The following is an 18,443-nucleotide window of genomic DNA, read 5'->3' on the forward strand; positions in this document are numbered from 1 at the left end:
ATTTTATATTGTAAAACTACTTCTATTCTTAGATGTTTCACCATCTCTATCAAAGGCTTCTATACTTATCTTTATAGGTCCATTAACAGTAAACGGCAATTGATTTATATTTATTGAAAAATTAGTATCATCAGCATCTACTGTTCCTATCCAGTAATTATTGGCAAAAATATTATATCCTAATAAATCTGTATCGGTATTTTTCTTCCAACTAACATTTAAAACATTTCCTTTTCTATTAACTGTAAGTCCTGTTACATTTCTAGGTTGAGTTAACAAGTCTATACTATCTGGTCCCCAATTTGCATCAACTGGATTTCCAACACCACCTACAAGTGCACTTTCACTATATTGCCATATTCTCCAGCTAGTCCATCCACCTACATCTGGCGGAATAGGTGCATTTCCTGCAATTGCAGTATAATGAGCAATCCACAAAATCATATTCTTTAAAGGATAACCTTGATCAGGAATAAAGAAATTATTGTACATCTCAACAAAGAATACACCAGTATAAAGCATTAATCTTCTTCTTGTTTTTTTCTCAAATCTCTTTCTAAATCTTTCTATCCAATTAATTAAAGTAGAAGTAGAAATTGAATTATCTGTAGGTGTTTCAACATCTAGAACTGGAAATAAATCTCCATAATCTTTTTCTCCAAACCCTTCTTGAAGTATATTAATAAAATCATCACATTGTGAATCTGCAGTAGTTAAATCTGCACTTGGAACTCCAAAATGATATGCACCAACAGGTATCTTTAAATCCCTTGCTTTTTTAGCAAACTCTAAAAATTTTTTATCTACCCTAAATCTACCTGTAGCTGATCCTGAAGATCTTAGGTATAAAAAGTCTATAGTAGTTGCAAGAAATGTAAAGTCTACATCTTGTGTATACTCGTTAATATCTATACCAAAAAGACTTTTATCACTTCTATTTTGCATAAAGCCCTCCAATAAAAAATTCTCCTTACTACGTATAATATTTAAAAATTTTGTTATGGTTACATCAAAAAATATTGAAAAGCAATATTTTAAATTACTTTATAAATATTAGACAATTTACATACCTAAAAAGTTTCATTTAAAACAAAATAATTTTAACTATATAAAAAACTCAGCTTACGCTGAGTTTTAAAATACATATATTAAATACTTCTTTTAACTTTTAAAGATGTTTCTATTATCTTATCTAAAAGGCCAGCATAGCTAATTTCTATTGCTGCCGCACTCTTAGGGAAAAGACTTGCTGGAGTCATTCCTGGTAATGTATTTACTTCTAATATATATGGAACTCCATTTTTATCAATAATCATATCAACTCTAGCATATACTTGACACTTTAAAGCCTTATAAGTTTCTAAAGCCATTTTTTCAACTTCTTTATGAAGTTCCTCTTCTAATTCAATAACTATTTCATCAGCCCCATCAGCAGCATACTTTTGAGTATAATCAAAGAAATCAGATTTTGGCTTAATAGCTATAACAGGCCACATTTTACCATCAAATACTGGGCAAGTTATTTCATCACCTTCAACGAACTCCTCAATCATTACTTCTGTATCCCATTTTAATCCTTCTTCAACTGCTGCTTGAATATCTTCTTTATTCTTTATCTTAAATGTGGCAACACTCGAACCTCCGTTTGTTGGCTTAACGAAAACAGGATATCCCATTTCATCTATTTTATCATAATCTATTTCCTCTACAGATGAAACGTTAATCCATCTTGCAGTTCTAACATCATTTGCTTTTAATATTCTTTTTGTAAAGTCTTTATCCATACATACCCCTGAACTTATAGGCCCACATCCAGAATAAGGTATATCTAGAGTTTGAAGTACTGATTGAACAGTTCCATCCTCACCAAATTTTCCATGAAGAGCTAATAAAGCAAAATCTATATCTTTAACCTTATTTATTATATCTTCTTTATTATCAATAACTACTGGTACTACTTCATATTTATTTTTATCTATTTTTTCAACTATTGAATTACCACTTTTAAGCGAAATTTCTCTTTCTGAAGAAATTCCCCCCATTATTACTCCAACTTTCATATACATCCTCCTAAAACTCTAGTAATTATGTAGATATTACTACATATTTTTATATTAATTATATCATAATTTAAAACTTTTATTTCTTTTTAGCCTTTTGCTCCTTAAAATATTTACATCTATTAGTAAGTGGACATTCATTACACTTAGGATTTCTTGCTATACAACATCTTCTGCCATGAAATATTAATAAATGGTGTGTCAAACTCCACTCTTTTTTAGGCAATTCTGCTTGAAGTTGCTTTTCAACTTCTAAAACATTATCTGAATCTGCTAATCCAAGTCTATTAGAAACTCTAAAAACATGTGTATCAACTGCAATAGATGGAACTCCAAATGCATTTGATAATACTACATTTGCAGTTTTTCTTCCTGCACCTGCTAAACTTGTTATCTCTTCCATAGTTTTAGGAACTTCTCCATTGAATTTACTCTTTAATTGATTACACATAATTAATATATTCTTAGCTTTACTTCTATATAATCCTATTTGTTTTATTCTTTCTTCAAGCTCATCTATAGATAATGTTAGAAATGCATCAACATCTGGATAATCTCTAAATAAACTCTCAGTTACTTCATTAACCTTTTTATCTGTAGTTTGTGCAGATAAAATAGTTGCAACTAATAATTGAAAAGGAGTTTCATGATTTAATTCACATTTAGCATCTGGATATAATCTTTTTAACTCCTCTAATATTATCTTAGTCCTTTGTTTCATTTAACTTTCCTCCTAAATTTTTTAAGATCGTCACTCCACTAATATCCTAATCCCCTAATATTTAAACTTTTTAATTAATATAAGCTCCCAATCTCTTAATTCCTTAACTATTTATAAACGCCTCTATATTCTTCTGGCAACCCATTAGCTATTGATTTCATTATGTAAGTTAGGCATCTATCATCATATTCATGCTTAGATTCATCTTTATATTTTTTAGGAAGTTCTATATACTCTCCTATCTTTACATTTACCTCTGCTTCATTCCACTCTTCACCAGCCATATCACCATTTTTATTAATAGGTAATAGTTTTTCAGTTCCATATAATGAAATCGGTACTATCTTTGCTTTACTCATTCTAGCAACTAATAATACTCCCTTTTTACCCTCTATCATACTTCCGCTTCTACTTCTTGTCCCTTCAGGAAAAAGAACAAGATTTTCTCCATCCTTTAGTACTTTTATCATAGACATAATAGCATCTTTATCAGCACTATTAGGTTTAATAGAAATATTTTTAACTACTTTAGTTCCTAAATTAGTAACTGGGTCATTTGAAAGTTTAACTCCAGCAACAAAGGTAGGATCATATTCATCCTTTAATACTTTTTCTATAATAAATCCATCTGAATTACTTAAGTGATTACTAATAAATATTTTAGGTCCATCTGCTTTTTTTATATTTTCATATCCACTTACATTAATTTTTGCATATTTTTTTAAATACCCATTTATCTTATTTCTTGCTATTTTTATAACTAATTTTTCTGGCAAAAGCTCTATAAGCCTTGCAGTGCTTTTAGACATCATATTCAATCCCCCCTTAAACTAACTATGTATATAGACATTATATTTTTTATATTTTCTCAAAACAATTGACTTATTTTAATCTTTCTATGTATTCATTTATATAAGGTGAATCTCCTTTATATCTTTCTATATTTTCACCTTCATTATATAACTTTATTATAGCATTTCTCTTAATAACATTTTTTCCTCTCCAACCACAAGACGTCCTTGAAATATTCTCTTTAAAAAACTTGTTGTTCATATCAGCATAAATATCACTTTGTAAACTACCCATAAATTCTAAAGGCTTAAACTCTTCAATCTTTGAAAAATCTATTTTATTATTATATGGACATACATTTTGACATATATCACATCCAAATATCTTTCCCTTTAAAAGCTTTATTTCAATATCTGTTAAATCTTTCTTTTGTGTAATATATGAAGAACATATATTAGGATTAATTTTACTTATATTAATAGATTTTGTTGGACATCCTTTATAACATTTAGTACATTTCCCACACTCTCTATATTCTTTTATCTGTTCAAATTTTCGTATTTCTTCATTAGCTAATTCTAAATTAGTAATTATTTCACCTAAAAAAACATAAGAACCATATTTTTCAGTTATAATCATATTATTTCTCCCAATAAATCCAACATTGGCTAAGTAAGCAATATATCTTTCTGGTAATGTATTACTGTCTACAAAAGAAATAGCTTCACCACCCTTAGATTTAATGAAATCACAAATCTTATCTAAATATTTTTTTACAACTCTATGATAGTCTAATCCTTTAGTATATTTTGAAAATCCATTTTCTATATTATTTTCAACCCAAAGATAGGGGAAAGCTATTGAAATAATAGTTTTTCCCCTTTCCATATACCACATTGGATTTATTCTTTTTTCTATATCAGCTTCTTCAAACTCGTTTTCTAAAGCCATTTCTTTTCTATCCTTATAAAATTCTATTAATTCATCAAATCTTCTACACTTAATAAATCCAACAGTATCTAGATTTAATGAATTACAGTACTCCTTTATCTCTTCCTTAAACATAAATTAAATCACCATATCATTATAAATTTCTTTATTATTACCCCTATAATCTTCTATTCCTATTATTGCTGACATTTCTTCCTTGACCTTAATTATATTTTTAGCTGGAATTCCAACTGCTGTAGCTCCTTCTGGAACATCTCTTAAAACTACAGAATTTGCACCAATTTTAGAATTACTTCCAATATATATAGGTCCAAGCACCTTAGCCCCAGCTCCTATTATAACATTATCACCTAAGGTCGGATGTCTCTTTCCTTTATCTTTCCCTGTTCCACCTAATGTTACTCCATGATATAAAAGTACATTATCTCCAATTTCTGCTGTTTCACCAATTACTACACCCATTCCATGATCTATAACCAATCCTTTTCCAATCTTAGCCCCTGGATGTATCTCTATCCCTGTAAAAAATCTAGATATTTGTGATATAAGCCTAGCTAAAAAGAATAACTTCTTAGTATAAAGAAAATGAGCTATTCTATATGCAATCAAAGCATGAATTGTAGGATAAAGTAAAAATACTTCAATCTTACTTCTAGCAGCAGGATCATTCTTCATAACTCTATTTAAATCATATCTTAAATTCCTAAACAAATCTACTCTTCCTCCTTTAACTAAATTATTGGTTACGTGGAAGCGAAAAAATGAAATATTTATTTTCCAGTAACCATGAAATTTTTACCTAGAATTTATATAATTATAATTAAGTTTTAGAAATTAATTTTTCGGCTCCACGTGATGAACAATATTATTCGTATATTCCCATTGAGATGTATTTTTCTCCACCGTCTGGAGCTATTGCTAATACTTTTTTTCCTTTTCCAAGCTTCTTTGCTATCTCTATAGCCGCATAAATGGCTGCTCCTGATGATATACCAACTAATATTCCTTCATTTTTAGTAAAATCTACTGCAGTTTTAATTGCATTTTCATCACTAACAGCTACCACCTTATCAACATATTCTTGTTTGTAGTTTTTTGGCACAAATCCAGCCCCAATACCTTGAATTTTATGTGGTCCTGGGTTCTTTCCTGCAATAACTTGTGAATTGCTTGGTTCAACTGCCACAATCTCTATACCATCTATTTTTTCTTTTAAACTCTTGCCTATCCCTGTTATAGTTCCCCCTGTCCCAACTCCAGCTACAAAGGCATCTAAATCATTTATATCTTCATATATTTCTTGTGCAGTTGTCTCATAATGCTTTTCTGGATTAGCTATATTTTCAAATTGTTGAGGCATAAAATATCCATGCTCATTTACCATTTGAGTAGCTTTTTCTATAGCTCCCTTCATCCCCTTACTTCCTTCTGTTAATACTAACTCTGCTCCATAAGCCTTAATTAAATCTCTTCTTTCCTTACTCATAGTTTCAGGCATAACTATTATTACCTTATATCCTTTAATTCTTCCTATCATCGCTAATGCAATTCCTGTATTTCCACTTGTAGGTTCAACAATTACTGATCCTTTCTTAAGCAATCCTGCCTCTTCTGCCTTTTCAATCATTCCAAGTGCAGCTCTATCCTTTACGCTTCCACCAGGATTAAACTTCTCTAACTTCACATATAGATCTGCACTATTTTCATCTATCATATTTGTTACTCTTAATATTGGTGTTCTTCCTATTAACTCAATTGCTCCATTATAAATCATATATATACCTCCAAAAATATTTTTATTAACTATTTAAATTTTTATATAAAAAAACTTCGTCTCTATGCTAGAGACGAAGTATATTCGCGGTTCCACTCTAATTAAACCATCATAATAATAATGATTTCACTCATTCTACGGTACAACACAATACCTGACCACTATAACGGGTGCTACCGTAAAACCCTACTATTATTTCAGGCATAAACTCCAAAGGGCACTTCATATAAAGTGAATCTTAGCTTCAATAGAAGCTTAGAGGAACTTATCTAGGCTCGTGCTAATGTTAACTTCATTTGAAGTTTTACAGTAGCTAGACATCAGATAAATTACCAGTGAAAAGTTCTCAGCACTCTTTTCTCTCTGTAACCTTCCTTTATACTACTTTCCTTTTTCATAGTTTTATTTTCCAGTATTTAACTAAACTTTATACTATAATTATATGCTTCTTAAGCAAAAAGTCAACAACCAATTTGGAAAATTTTGCTTATTTTTTCTTTTTCCAAATTGGATATAAAACTTCATCAATTAAATCGTGAGTATTTACAACTCCTATTAAAACATCATTATTATCAACTACTGGTATAGCTAATAGATCATATTTAGCCGCTATTTCAACCGCTTCGTCTATATCCTCATTATGCTTAAGTATATTTATATTTTCATCCATTATTTCTTTGACTTTAACTTTACTATCATTTAGAATTAAATCTTTTAATTCTATTACCCCAATTACTTTTTCTTCTTCATCCTTTATAAATATTGAATTTAACTCCTCATCTTCAGGATTACTTTCTCTTAAAATATCTATTATTTCTCCAACAGTAATATCTAAATTAAATGAAATAAAATCCTTACTCATTATGCTTCCAATTGTTTCATCTCCATATTTAAGAAGCTCTTTTACTTCTTTAGCATCTTCAGTTTCTAAGTTAACAAGTATCTTTTCTCTTTCATCATCATCTAGTTCATCTAATATATCTGCAATTTCATCATTAGGCATATTTTCTAATACTTCTACAGCTTTTGCTTCACTTAAACCCTTTATGATACTACTTTTATATTCTGGTTCTATTTCTTCTAAAGTATCTGCTGCTAAATCTTCATCCAATGATTCAAAAACTTGTTTTCTTGAACTTGCATCAAGATTTTCTAATATATCTGCTAAATCTGCTGGATGTAATGTTGATAGTTTTTTATAGGGAACTGCTATTTGAAGATTTTTATTAACCATTTCTAAGGATTCAACGTCATCCCACATAATAACCTTATCTTCAAAATCCTTGTTCAACACTTTATAGAAAAACTTTCCTAAACCTTGACAATTCATTCTTCTAAATTTAGCAAGAGGACCTGTTTCAACTGCAATTACCCTATATTCACCAGCAATTTCTGCAATTCTTAAATCATCAACTCTAACAACTTGCTTTCCATTAATATCTACAATCTTTTTATCCAATAAATTTCTTGATAATAAATAAGAATAAGTTCTTGGAAGTATTTCCTTACTTCCACGAGTCATTATTTTAACCTTATTATCAACATTATAGAATAATATGCTTCTAAACTCATAATGGAATGTTACTCCATCACGTTTAACTTTATATCCAATAACTCTTGGATATCCTTGCTCAGTAGTTACATATATATCTTTTAATTCACCAAGCACATCGTCAAATTCATCATATATCTTTCTTCCTAATATGCTCGTAAATAAAAAAACAGATAATCTTTGCATAAAAATTCCTCCTCAATTAATAGAGGAGATGTTTCACTTAAATCTGAGTTTCCCCTCTATTACTTCTTATATTCAATTTTCTTAAATTAATACTCTGAGGGACACCCTCCATTTAATCTCACCACCATTATTTTTCAAAGATTATTCATTACAAATTTTACTTTAAAGTTGCAATAAAAATGCCCTTTATTGGGCATCATATATTAATATTATATTAACAACCCGATAAAAGGCAATACTATAAAAACAATATTTATTATTTAATTCTTATTTTTTAATTTTAAATGTGGATATTGCCTTATAAGAACATCCTATAATACATACTTCCCCAATTAATGGATAAGGGAAAATTCTAACTCCCCCTAAGAATATTATGAACTCTATAACAGTAATTATTAACGATAGTAAAAGTAATCTCATTCCACTTGTGTTACTATATGGTTTATCAACAAATAACAAGGTAATAACTACAAATGAAGAAATTATTATTAGATAAATCAAATTTGGAACTAAAATATCCCTGTAACTTACTATAAATCCAAATACAGTATCTACCCTTATATCTATCTTATAAAATATATTTATTACACAGTACCCTAAAAATAATATAATCATAAAAGTATAATTATAATCAAAGCTTCTATTTTCATCTCTTAAAAATATATAAATAGCTGCCAATATTAAAAGTGGAATAGCAATAAAACTTAATTGAGTTAATACTTTAATAAAGTAAATTATTCTCTGCCTCTGTATTAACCATAAAGAAAGTAATGACAAGTATCTCACTACTATAATTGATAAGCTTACTAAATAAAATTTTCTTATTTTTATTGGACATTTATTATAACTTAAATAAATTAGGTATAAAGAAAAAATAATTATAAATAACAATATACATAAATAAATAAAGGCAACCACTTTTTTTATCTCCTTTACAAAAGTACTATTATTTATAATTATTAGATTGCTAATTTATTTATTCTCTTTTTTCTATTTAACACCTAAAATTTTCAATCCACCTTTTATACATTTTATATCTAATGGGAAATCTGGACCCTTTTCTCCATCTATATCTGTAACTATATCTTCACTACACTCTATATGCAATCTATCAGTTTTAAAATATATAACCTTATCAGAATCTAGATGCTCTCCTTTAAGTACCTTTATAAATAGAGGAATTAATTCATATATTTGAACAGCCTTAAAAACTATTACATCTAACATTCCATCTGTAGCATCAGCTCTAGTAGCTAAATTAAAATTTCCTGCAGTTTTACCATTAAAAATTAACATAAGATACATAGTACCATCAAAATTTACTTGTTCTGATGATATTTTTACTTTTAAAGGCCTAAAACTAGGTAATTCTTCTAATCCTTTTAAATAATATGCTAGCTTTCCAATTGTGTTTTTTAAGTTCACATCAGTTTTTTGAGACACATCTGTAAAAAGTCCTGTGCTAGCAACATTTACAAAGTATTTATCATTAATACTTCCTAAATCTACTGTAGTTGCTGTGGACCCAATTATTTGCTTACAAGCTTCTTCTATATCAAATGGTATTCCTAAAAATTTAGAAAAATCATTTGCTGTACCTACTGGCAAAATACCTATAGGCAGTGAAATCCCTTGTTTAGCCATAGCATTTACCACCGAATCAACAGTTCCATCACCACCAGCAACTAATACATATTCATATTCTCCTGGTTTAATATCATGAAACGCACTTTCTATCCCACAATCTTTTCTTATTCTATATGGCACTATAGTAAGTCCCGCTTGTTGATGTATATTAATTATTTCATCTAATTTGGATAAAATAATATTTTCTCCTGAATATGGATTATAAATTAACTTTACCTTTTTCATCGTATCCCTCCTATTATCTATATAAAATTATACCACATATATTTTATTACGCTATATCTCGAATATATTTAAAACTCACGATATATACTAGGTATATACCCCTTTAAACCTTTGTGTTTTCATGCTTAACAAAATTTTAAATATTGACTTTTGGATAATATTAATTTTTTTTTAAAATTTATGTTATAATTATATTTATGTAAGATAGAATTAGGAGTGATTATATGAGAAAAAGCAGTATTCCTAACATCTTTACTTTTATTAATTTATCATTTGGAATATTATCATTGCTTTCTACCTTTAATAGCAACTATTCACTGGCATGTATTTTTATATTACTTGCTGCATTAGTTGATCGATATGATGGTAGAATAGCTCGCTATTTACAAGTTACAAGCGATTTAGGGAAAGAACTAGACTCATTGGCGGATTTAGTTTCCTTCGGTGTTGCACCATCTATATTAGTATTTCTATCATTTGATTTTTATACACTAGGCCCTTCAGGTATATTAGGAATAATTCCACTTTTATTATTTCCAATATGCGGCGCTTTTAGATTAGCTAGATATAATGCAAGTGAATTTAATGGAGTTTTTACAGGTGTTCCTATTACTGTTACAGGTAGCTTTTTAGCGTTATTTTGCTTATTTACCATTAATAAAGCCATTTCCGCAATTATTCCATTATTATTATTATTATTAGGTTCTTATTTAATGGTGAGTTCATTTAAATTAAAAAAATTCTAAAAAAAAGCTATATCAAAGATATTTAAATAATTTACACTTTGATATAGCTTCTTTTTAATTATTTAACTTTTCTTCATGTTCTTTTTTATAAGCTTTTAACCTTTCAAATTCTTCTCTAGTAGAAGAATCTTGGAAAAACAATTCATTATCTACTTCAGTTAAAATTATCTTATCATCACTTTTCTTTAAAATATAATCTCCAACTAGAGCACAGTATTTAAAATAGGTTTGTCCACATTCATCCAATAAATCAATTACATTATCTATTATATCACCTAATTCATTTGCTCTATGGACAGCTTCTTTAACGTAACTACTTTTCGCCTCATATATATTATTTAATTCCGCTGCCCCTCCTATTAATAACCTATAAGAGTCTACCATTGTTTTTAATAATTGATTTAAATTATTAATATCAACATAATATTCTTTCATTAATTGTTGATATTTCATTTAAATACCTCCAAATTATAATTGTTTAACTGTCACTTTTATTGCAGCCTTTAAGGTTAATATTAATATTTTCTATAAATTCATCATCTAATTCTTCAAATACCTTTCCTTCATCACAACAGAATTTTTCATAGTCTTCTTTTTCCTTCAAAGACATGTACATTGTTATTCCATTTTCTTTTTCAGTCTTAGCAGTACTTCCTTCTACTTTAGCTTTATTTCCACATTGTTTTTCATCCATATTTACTTCTATATTAACAATATCTTGTTTTTCTTTTGCAGTCTTACTCTGCTCTAAATACTCTTTATTCATTTCTAAATTACTGGTAGTTTTTTTACCAGTACTTTCTCTATACATACTTAAATCTAACTCTAAATTATTATTTTCTTCATTTAATGTAAATCCCTCTCCAAAAATGACAGGAACAAAAAATTCTTTTGGTATTGATATAAACATTATTTATAACTCCTTATACATTTTTAATTTCACAATATGGCTTAAAATAAGCCTTTGGATATCCACCCCTTCAACCTTTGCTTTTCCCCATATAAACTATATTTAGTTCTTGCTCTACTTTCTCCAGCAAAGGTTCTATACAGATTTTTCTCTGTTTTACTTCCCTTTAAATCCATTTTTATCCCCTCTAAAATACTCCTAATATTAAATTATTCAAAACATATAAAAATGATGAATCATAAATGATAGTAAACATGTTACTTCTCATTTTTAATTCATCATTTTATCTTTAATATTAATTTACAGTTACTCTTCTATCATTATCGCAGACTATTTCTATACTTCTACCTTCCTTAGTACGTGTGTTCAATACAACTTTATGACCCCAAAGATCAAATAAATACTTTATTGTTTCTTTTGCATAAAGCAATTCTAATTCTCTACCATCAAAAACATGCTCTAATGTTAAAGTACCATCACGTTTATTCAAATCAACAATTCGTATATAAGGAATAGATCCAACTCCACAGGAATCTGACATAGTATCTCTTATACTCTTCCATCCTTCTTCATCAGAAACCTCGTCTACTACAAACTCAAAACTCTTCTTTGCATACTGGAATAATCCTAAATCCTTACACAAATCTTGAGTTAAATACTTACGTAAAAATGAATTGTCTCTTTCTATATATCTAACTTCAAATAATTTATCTCTTCCATATCTTCTTTCAATATCTTCAAACACTTTAAAACCAACATAATAAGGATTTAGGCCACCTAATATTGGTGCTATAACATCATTATGACGCTTTATAAACTCTAAATATAATCCATCTGGTAAATCTAAGCTTTTTAAGATATTATAATGACAATAACTTGCCCATCCTTCATTCATTATCTTAGTTTCAATTTGTGGTATAAAATATTGAGTTTCTCTTTTAACTATTTTAAGAATTGATTTTTCCCATTCTTCTAAAGAACCATATTTCATTATGAACCCTATAATATCATCACAAGGTTCTATAGGTGTCTTACTTAAATCTGGCAATTCAATTTCTTCATCACTATTTAATATATCTCTACCTTGAATTTTCATATTATATTCTTCTATTAAGTTAGCTTTGATTTCTTCATCACTTAATTCTTTCACACCAACTACCCTTGGTATTTGATATCTAAGTGCATGCGCCGCATCCAAAATCTTTTCAACCCTACTATATCCTATACTAGGATCATTTATATAACTTCTAATTATATCAGCATCTAACTTAAACATCTCTAAAGTGTAATAAGCCTTAGTTCCTTCTCTAAATAGCCTATTATTTTTAAAGAAATCATTATGACCATAAACATGAGCCATAGTTAGGATTTGTAAAAGCAATGTATTTTCCTTCATTAAATATGCAAGAGATGGATTTGAATTTATAACCATTTCATAAGGTAAACCAGTTAAATTTAATGAATATAATGTTTTATTTTTTTCATATGCCTTACCATAACTCCAATGAGGATATTTAGATGGCATACCAACATAAGCTTCATAAGCTAACATTTCATTAAACCCAACTATTTCAAACTCTTGAGGATAGTAATCAAGTCCAAATTCAGTTGCTTTTTTCTCAATCCTTACATTCCACTCTTCTAATTCTTTTAATGTGTACTCCATTATTCATCCTCCTTCAGCTCCTTGCTTAACATCAACTTAAGAGCATCCCATAAATTCTTTTTCTCTTTAACAATAACAGAGACAAATTTCTTATCTGAAATTTCCTTATTAAATCTATAGTACATTGTTGTTGAATAAGTTGATGGTAAAAGTTCAGCATAGCCAAACATATTACTTATTTCACAAAGCTTCTTTACAGATTCAATGGCTCTTTCATTATCCTCAGACCAGTTATCACCATCACTAGCATATACCGGATATATATTCCAAACATCAGGCGAATATTTTTCTTCAATAAGCTTTAATGCTAAATTTAAACCACTAGAAATGTATGTTCCTCCTGATTCTGCTTTATGGAAAAATTCATATTCATTAACTTGTTTTGCAACTGTTGTATGAGAAATAAACTCAAATGCAATATTGTTATATTTTCTTTTTATAAAAGTTGATAATACAAAGAAAAATGATCTTGCTAAATACTTTTTAGTGCTATCCATAGATCCAGATACATCCATTATGAAAATCATTACAGCATTACTTTCCTTTTTAGGCTTAGTTTTAACTCTATAATATCTGATATCATCTTCTCTAAAAGGAAATCTCTCTAGTTCAGTATCTAATCCAGCTTCTTTAAGAGCACGTTTCTTCCCTTGCTTTCTAGCTGTCTTAGCCATAACTGTTTTTTTCTTTGCTAGTCTTGGATTAATTCCATGCCTTTGATATCCTCTTTTTCTACTAGCACTTTCAGTAATAACTTCTGAATATTTCTTTTTATCTAAATTAGGCAAATCCAAATCTTCAACAATATAATCCATTAACTCTTCTAAAGTTATTTCTGTTTCATATATATCATCACCTTCGGAGTTACCTGCTCCTTTATTTCCTTTTTTGCCACTAGACTCAGCTGACCCTATTTTATCACCACGTTTTTCTTCACCTGTACCGGTAGCAACACCTTTATTGTTGCTACCATATACAAATTGATATTCCTTTATTCCCCTAATAGGAATTTTAAACTTCTTATTTTTAGTTTCTCCTACTATACTTTCTTCTGATAGTATATCTCCTAAGTTTTCCTTAATAGATTTTTCCACCAACTGCCTATGTCTTCTTCTATCTTCAATACTTCTATCATGCTCAACAGGATTTATAGTATTGTCTCTAAATATAGCCATCCTTATCAATCCTTCCACAAGTTGTTAGCGGCATATTTAAGAATTACATCACAGCAGTGTGGACAATATCCGTTTCTTTGCATTTCATCAACCATGGCATTATATTTTTCTGTTTGCTCTTTATCTCTCACTCTTGATTTAGTAATAATTCTAGATAAATCTCTTACAGATGCTATAAGCTTCTTTTCTATAGCCTCTTTTAATGGTTCATAAGACTTATAATCTATCTTTGATCCATTTCTAACTAGATAGAACATATAAGATGTTACATCTGCTCTAAACCCTTTACTTGAGGCTTCTGAAATGCCTATTTGCTCTTCTATACTCCTCATAAACTCTTCATCTGGTTTTAATTCTTCACCAGTTTGGGCATCCTTAATTCTAGTTTTATTAACAAAAGCCTCAGCATTATCTATATAATTATTGAAAAGACTTTCTGCTTGTTCTCTAAATGAATGGATAAATGCTTTTGTTATTTCTTTCTCTAAAGTTTTATTATATTCTTTACGGATAGTATCTTGGATAAATGCTAAATACTTTTTCTTATCATCAGCAGCTATATCCATATCTTTAATAGACTTAATTATACTTTCCATTATGCTTAAAGGATTTATACAGTCATATTCAGAATTTGAAAGTGCATTATCAATTGATTTTATAATAAATCTTGTACTAATACCTTTCATTCCTTCATAAGGTCCTGCTTCTTCTCTAAGCTCTGTAATATCAATCTTCTTGGTTGTTCCCTTTTCAACTAAATCCTCACCATTATAAATCTTAAGCTTAGTCATAGGATCAACCTTTGCAGATGGTGTTAATCTTGAAAGTATAGCAAACATAGCTGCAACTTCAATTGTATGAGGTGCTATATGAGCTTTAAAATTACTCTTCTTTAATATTTTTTCATAAATTTTAATTTCTTCTTCAAGCTCTAAACAATAAGGAACTTCAATTTTTACAATTCTGTCTAGAATAGCTTCATTAGTATGATCTGATTTAAACTTATTCCATTCAGCCTCATTAGAGTGAGCTATTATTAATCCATCAAAGTAAATCATTGAACCTTTACCTGGTGATGGTATAGATTTTTCTTGAGTTGCAGTTATGATTGTGTGTAAATATTCAACATCATTTTTAAATACTTCTATAAACTCTACTAACCCTCTATTACCTACATTAAATGCACCATTTAATGAGAATATTCTTGGGTCATCTTCTGGATACATATCCATCTTAGAGATATCAATAGAACCTGTTAATATTGAAGTATCTTGGTTATTAGGGTCAACAGGTGGAACAACACCTATTCCCTTTCTTGATCTTATAGAGAACCCTTTTCTTTCAACTGGGAAGTTTTCATATTCTCCATTAAATTCATGAAGTAATCTATACTTGCATACTGGACATAAATCTCCTTCTATTTGAACACCTAACATTTCATTAAATTTAGGTCTTAAGTGGTTTGGAACTAGATGCAAAGGTTCTTCATGCATTGGACAACCTTTTATTGTATATATTGGTTCACATTGAACTAATGCACTCTTTAATGATTCAACTAATGATGATTTACCAGCTCCAACAGGCCCTACTAAGTATAAAACTTGCCTAGATTCCTCACCCTTCATAGATGCAGAGTGTAAATAATTAACAAGCTTCATTAAGACTTTATCAATTCCAAAGAAATCATCTTTAAAATATCCATATTCCCTAATTGTTTCATTACCATATATTTTTCTTATTCTTGGGTGTTCATCACCTTTTAAAACTTCTACCCCCTTACTCATAATAAAGTCATATAACCTCTTATGTGCAAGTTTTGCTATATCTGGGTTTTGCTTTACTATTTCTAAGTAATCTAAAAATGTACCCTCAAATTTTTCTTTATTTCTACTTTCTCTATCTGTAGTTATAAATTCCTTAAAGTTCATAAACTCATCCCTCCCCTTTAATTTAATATATTATTGTATTAAATAGTTATATTCCTATTTTTTTATTTACACTTCTCTATATTTTATATGTTTGAATTTACCAATTATTATTAATTAACCATATTTTTTTTATTTATTATATTTACAGCCTAATATACCTTATTAATAATAAAAATTCCCTATAAGAAAATTATATTAACTATAATTTTACTCATAAGGAATTTATATTTACTTTATTAAATTTTAACTTTTTAATCTTTTTAAAAGCTCTTCTCCGTATTTTTTAAATTTCTTTTCTCCCATACCTCTAATTTGTAAAAGTTCTTGCTCAGTTTTAGGTAATTTATTACATAATTCAATTAATGTTGCATCCGAAAAAATTATATATGGCTTTACCCCTTCTTTAATTGCAGTATCTCTTCTCCAAATTCTTAGCTTATTAAATAAATCACTATTAATAACTTTTTCCTCATTTTGATAACTTAACTTTAACATTACTCTTTGCTTCGACTTTAAAATACTGTAGGATTTTTCATTTAATTGTAGCATTGAGTAAGTACCTTCTTTTAAATTAACGTACCCAAAATCAATTAATGCTTTTATTAAATCTCGTATAAACTTACTACTATACTCTCTCATTATTCCATATGTAGTTAATTCATTTAATTTATCATTAATTATCTTAGGACCAACCATTCCTCTAAGTACATCAATAAGAACTGCAACTCCATAACGTTCTCTAGTTCTATATACACAAGATAATATCTTTTGAGCTTCTATAGTATAATCTCTAAGTTCATCACTATTTAGGCAATTACTACAATTATTGCAATACTCCCTAATATTCTCTTGTCCAAAGTATTTTAAAATAAAGGCCCTTAAGCATTCTTTACTCTCACAAAAGTCTATCATGCTTTGAAGCTTCTTTATTTCTAATTCTTTTCTATCTATCTGAACAGTTGTATATATTAAATATTCTAATGTTCTAATATCACTTCTATTAAATAAAATATGGCACTCAGATATAGCTCCATCTCTACCAGCCCTTCCAATCTCCTGATAGTAACTTTCTATATTTTTAGGCATTGTAAAGTGAACTATATATCTCACATTGGACTTATCTATTCCCATTCCAAAAGCATTAGTTGCAATCATAACATTGCAGTTTTCATTTAAAAATTCATCTTGATAATACTCTTTTTCTTCATCCTTTAATCCACCATGATATTTTAATACATCATATCCTAAATCCTTAAGATAAAAATATAATCCATCTACTTCCTTCCTCGTAGCACAATAAATTATACCAGCTTCATTTTCCTTATCCTTAATTATATCTTTTACTAACTCTAACTTATCTTCTTCAATATGTACCCTTATAGATAAGTTATCCCTATCAAAACTACCTATGTATATGTAAGGCCTCCTCAATCCTAAAAGCTTAACTACATCCTTTCTTACAATTTCTGTTGCTGTAGCAGTAAATGCAGTTACTACTGGTCTAATACTTAAAGAGTTTATAAAATCATTAATTAATCCATAACTTCTTCTAAAATCATGTCCCCACATTGATACACAATGAGCTTCATCTATTGCTAATTGACTTATATTAAGTCTTCTAAGCTTTCTTTTGAAAAATTCATTTTCTAACCTTTCAGGAGAAATATAAAGTAATTTTATTTCACCTTTTCTACACCTCTCCATAATGCTATCTATACTCTCTAAACTTTGAGTGCTATTTATATATTCGGCATTTATTCCATTTGATTTTAAATTATCTACCTGATCCTTCATTAAAGCAATCAATGGTGAAATAACTATAGTAACTCCCTTAAATAAAAGAGCTGGAATCTGATAACAAATTGATTTTCCCCCACCTGTTGGTAAAATACAAAATGTATCTCTTCTACTTAATATATTATTTATAATTTCATACTGCCCTTTTCTAAAGGAATTATATCCATAATACTTATGAAGTACTTCAAACACATTATTCATAATAGCTCACCAATTTCCATAAATATATTTCTTTTATATTATCACCTTTTTCACTACTATTACATATTTTTTTATTTTTTTTAATTTTTCTATTGACTTATTCTTAATGTCA

17 protein-coding genes and 1 pseudogene are annotated in these 18,443 nt (G+C 28.6%); 1 reads left to right on the forward strand and 17 read right to left on the reverse strand.

Going from position 1 to position 18,443, the window contains the following annotated elements; all coding sequences use genetic code 11:
- Nucleotides 1-3: 3 nt before the first annotated feature.
- From I2E98_RS07350 to I2E98_RS07395, 10 genes are all read right to left on the reverse strand, one after another.
- Complete coding sequence (locus tag I2E98_RS07350) at nucleotides 4-945, reverse strand: glycoside hydrolase family 25 protein (protein WP_195468304.1); 942 nt, start codon at nucleotides 943-945, stop codon at nucleotides 4-6.
- A 203-nt stretch (nucleotides 946-1,148) separates the two neighbouring features.
- Entirely contained in the window at nucleotides 1,149-2,060 is a 912-nt protein-coding gene (locus tag I2E98_RS07355; protein ID WP_195468305.1) for a D-alanine--D-alanine ligase, read from the reverse strand.
- A 79-nt stretch (nucleotides 2,061-2,139) separates the two neighbouring features.
- Nucleotides 2,140-2,781, reverse strand: a complete 642-nt coding sequence (gene nth / locus I2E98_RS07360) for an endonuclease III (protein ID WP_195468306.1) — start codon at nucleotides 2,779-2,781, stop codon at nucleotides 2,140-2,142.
- Between the two features lie 107 nt (nucleotides 2,782-2,888).
- Complete coding sequence (locus I2E98_RS07365) at nucleotides 2,889-3,593, reverse strand: lysophospholipid acyltransferase family protein (protein WP_195468307.1); 705 nt, start codon at nucleotides 3,591-3,593, stop codon at nucleotides 2,889-2,891.
- Nucleotides 3,594-3,663: 70 nt separating this feature from the next.
- Nucleotides 3,664-4,638, reverse strand: coding sequence for a tRNA epoxyqueuosine(34) reductase QueG (gene queG / locus I2E98_RS07370; RefSeq protein ID WP_195468308.1), 975 nt, complete (start codon nucleotides 4,636-4,638; stop codon nucleotides 3,664-3,666).
- A gap of 3 nt (nucleotides 4,639-4,641) precedes the next feature.
- Complete coding sequence (gene epsC, locus I2E98_RS07375) at nucleotides 4,642-5,235, reverse strand: serine O-acetyltransferase EpsC (RefSeq protein ID WP_195468309.1); 594 nt, start codon at nucleotides 5,233-5,235, stop codon at nucleotides 4,642-4,644.
- Nucleotides 5,236-5,389: 154 nt separating this feature from the next.
- Complete coding sequence (gene cysK / locus I2E98_RS07380) at nucleotides 5,390-6,298, reverse strand: cysteine synthase A (protein WP_195468310.1); 909 nt, start codon at nucleotides 6,296-6,298, stop codon at nucleotides 5,390-5,392.
- Nucleotides 6,299-6,785: 487 nt separating this feature from the next.
- On the reverse strand, nucleotides 6,786-8,036 hold the full coding sequence (locus I2E98_RS07385; protein WP_195468311.1) for a CBS domain-containing protein: 1,251 nt from the start codon (nucleotides 8,034-8,036) through the stop codon (nucleotides 6,786-6,788).
- A gap of 267 nt (nucleotides 8,037-8,303) precedes the next feature.
- Nucleotides 8,304-8,813, reverse strand: coding sequence for a hypothetical protein (locus I2E98_RS07390; RefSeq protein WP_243251016.1), 510 nt, complete (start codon nucleotides 8,811-8,813; stop codon nucleotides 8,304-8,306).
- A 213-nt stretch (nucleotides 8,814-9,026) separates the two neighbouring features.
- Nucleotides 9,027-9,908, reverse strand: coding sequence for a YegS/Rv2252/BmrU family lipid kinase (locus tag I2E98_RS07395; RefSeq protein ID WP_195468313.1), 882 nt, complete (start codon nucleotides 9,906-9,908; stop codon nucleotides 9,027-9,029).
- A gap of 224 nt (nucleotides 9,909-10,132) precedes the next feature.
- Between I2E98_RS07395 and pssA the strand changes: the two genes are divergently transcribed.
- Nucleotides 10,133-10,654 carry a CDP-diacylglycerol--serine O-phosphatidyltransferase gene (gene pssA / locus I2E98_RS07400; RefSeq protein WP_195468314.1) on the forward strand — a complete coding sequence of 174 codons (522 nt, stop codon included), beginning with the start codon at nucleotides 10,133-10,135 and terminating at the stop codon, nucleotides 10,652-10,654.
- Between the two features lie 54 nt (nucleotides 10,655-10,708).
- Here the strand turns inward: pssA and I2E98_RS07405 are convergent, their stop codons facing one another.
- The 7 genes and pseudogenes from I2E98_RS07405 to recQ all read right to left on the reverse strand — a co-directional run bounded on the left by I2E98_RS07405 (nucleotide 10,709) and on the right by recQ (nucleotide 18,331).
- A complete protein-coding gene (locus I2E98_RS07405; RefSeq protein ID WP_195468315.1) occupies nucleotides 10,709-11,107 on the reverse strand; it encodes a hypothetical protein in 399 nt (132 codons plus the stop codon).
- Between the two features lie 25 nt (nucleotides 11,108-11,132).
- Nucleotides 11,133-11,564: a hypothetical protein gene (locus tag I2E98_RS07410; protein WP_195468316.1), complete on the reverse strand. Its 432-nt coding sequence runs from the start codon at nucleotides 11,562-11,564 to the stop codon at nucleotides 11,133-11,135.
- Between the two features lie 53 nt (nucleotides 11,565-11,617).
- A pseudogene (locus I2E98_RS07415) lies at nucleotides 11,618-11,740 on the reverse strand (rubrerythrin family protein); the annotation flags it as partial.
- 119 nt (nucleotides 11,741-11,859) lie between these two features.
- On the reverse strand, nucleotides 11,860-13,230 hold the full coding sequence (locus I2E98_RS07420) for a SpoVR family protein (protein WP_195468317.1): 1,371 nt from the start codon (nucleotides 13,228-13,230) through the stop codon (nucleotides 11,860-11,862).
- On the reverse strand, nucleotides 13,230-14,405 hold the full coding sequence (gene yhbH, locus I2E98_RS07425; protein ID WP_195468318.1) for a sporulation protein YhbH: 1,176 nt from the start codon (nucleotides 14,403-14,405) through the stop codon (nucleotides 13,230-13,232). Before yhbH ends, I2E98_RS07420 begins: the two co-directional genes overlap by 1 nt.
- Before the next feature lie 5 nt (nucleotides 14,406-14,410).
- Entirely contained in the window at nucleotides 14,411-16,333 is a 1,923-nt protein-coding gene (locus I2E98_RS07430; RefSeq protein ID WP_195468319.1) for a PrkA family serine protein kinase, read from the reverse strand.
- A gap of 243 nt (nucleotides 16,334-16,576) precedes the next feature.
- The gene (gene recQ, locus I2E98_RS07435; RefSeq protein WP_195468320.1) at nucleotides 16,577-18,331 is read right to left on the reverse strand and encodes a DNA helicase RecQ; all 1,755 of its coding nucleotides are present in this window, start codon (nucleotides 18,329-18,331) and stop codon (nucleotides 16,577-16,579) included.
- Nucleotides 18,332-18,443: the final 112 nt, after the last annotated feature.

This window comes from Clostridium sp. D43t1_170807_H7 (genome assembly GCF_015555905.1).
Lineage (GTDB): Bacteria > Bacillota > Clostridia > Clostridiales > Clostridiaceae > Clostridium.

Bases quoted from the DNA above. Each gene is read 5' to 3' on its own strand.
- I2E98_RS07405 (WP_195468315.1), bottom strand. From the start codon at position 11,107: ATGAAATATCAACAATTAATGAAAGAATATTATGTTGATATTAATAAT.
- I2E98_RS07395 (WP_195468313.1), bottom strand. From the start codon at position 9,908: ATGAAAAAGGTAAAGTTAATTTATAATCCATATTCAGGAGAAAATATT.
- I2E98_RS07385 (WP_195468311.1), bottom strand. From the start codon at position 8,036: ATGCAAAGATTATCTGTTTTTTTATTTACGAGCATATTAGGAAGAAAG.
- nth (WP_195468306.1), bottom strand. From the start codon at position 2,781: ATGAAACAAAGGACTAAGATAATATTAGAGGAGTTAAAAAGATTATAT.
- I2E98_RS07355 (WP_195468305.1), bottom strand. From the start codon at position 2,060: ATGAAAGTTGGAGTAATAATGGGGGGAATTTCTTCAGAAAGAGAAATT.
- I2E98_RS07365 (WP_195468307.1), bottom strand. From the start codon at position 3,593: ATGATGTCTAAAAGCACTGCAAGGCTTATAGAGCTTTTGCCAGAAAAA.
- queG (WP_195468308.1), bottom strand. From the start codon at position 4,638: ATGTTTAAGGAAGAGATAAAGGAGTACTGTAATTCATTAAATCTAGAT.
- pssA (WP_195468314.1), top strand. From the start codon at position 10,133: ATGAGAAAAAGCAGTATTCCTAACATCTTTACTTTTATTAATTTATCA.
- cysK (WP_195468310.1), bottom strand. From the start codon at position 6,298: ATGATTTATAATGGAGCAATTGAGTTAATAGGAAGAACACCAATATTA.
- recQ (WP_195468320.1), bottom strand. From the start codon at position 18,331: ATGAATAATGTGTTTGAAGTACTTCATAAGTATTATGGATATAATTCC.
- I2E98_RS07410 (WP_195468316.1), bottom strand. From the start codon at position 11,564: ATGTTTATATCAATACCAAAAGAATTTTTTGTTCCTGTCATTTTTGGA.
- I2E98_RS07430 (WP_195468319.1), bottom strand. From the start codon at position 16,333: ATGAACTTTAAGGAATTTATAACTACAGATAGAGAAAGTAGAAATAAA.
- yhbH (WP_195468318.1), bottom strand. From the start codon at position 14,405: ATGGCTATATTTAGAGACAATACTATAAATCCTGTTGAGCATGATAGA.
- I2E98_RS07350 (WP_195468304.1), bottom strand. From the start codon at position 945: ATGCAAAATAGAAGTGATAAAAGTCTTTTTGGTATAGATATTAACGAG.
- I2E98_RS07420 (WP_195468317.1), bottom strand. From the start codon at position 13,230: ATGGAGTACACATTAAAAGAATTAGAAGAGTGGAATGTAAGGATTGAG.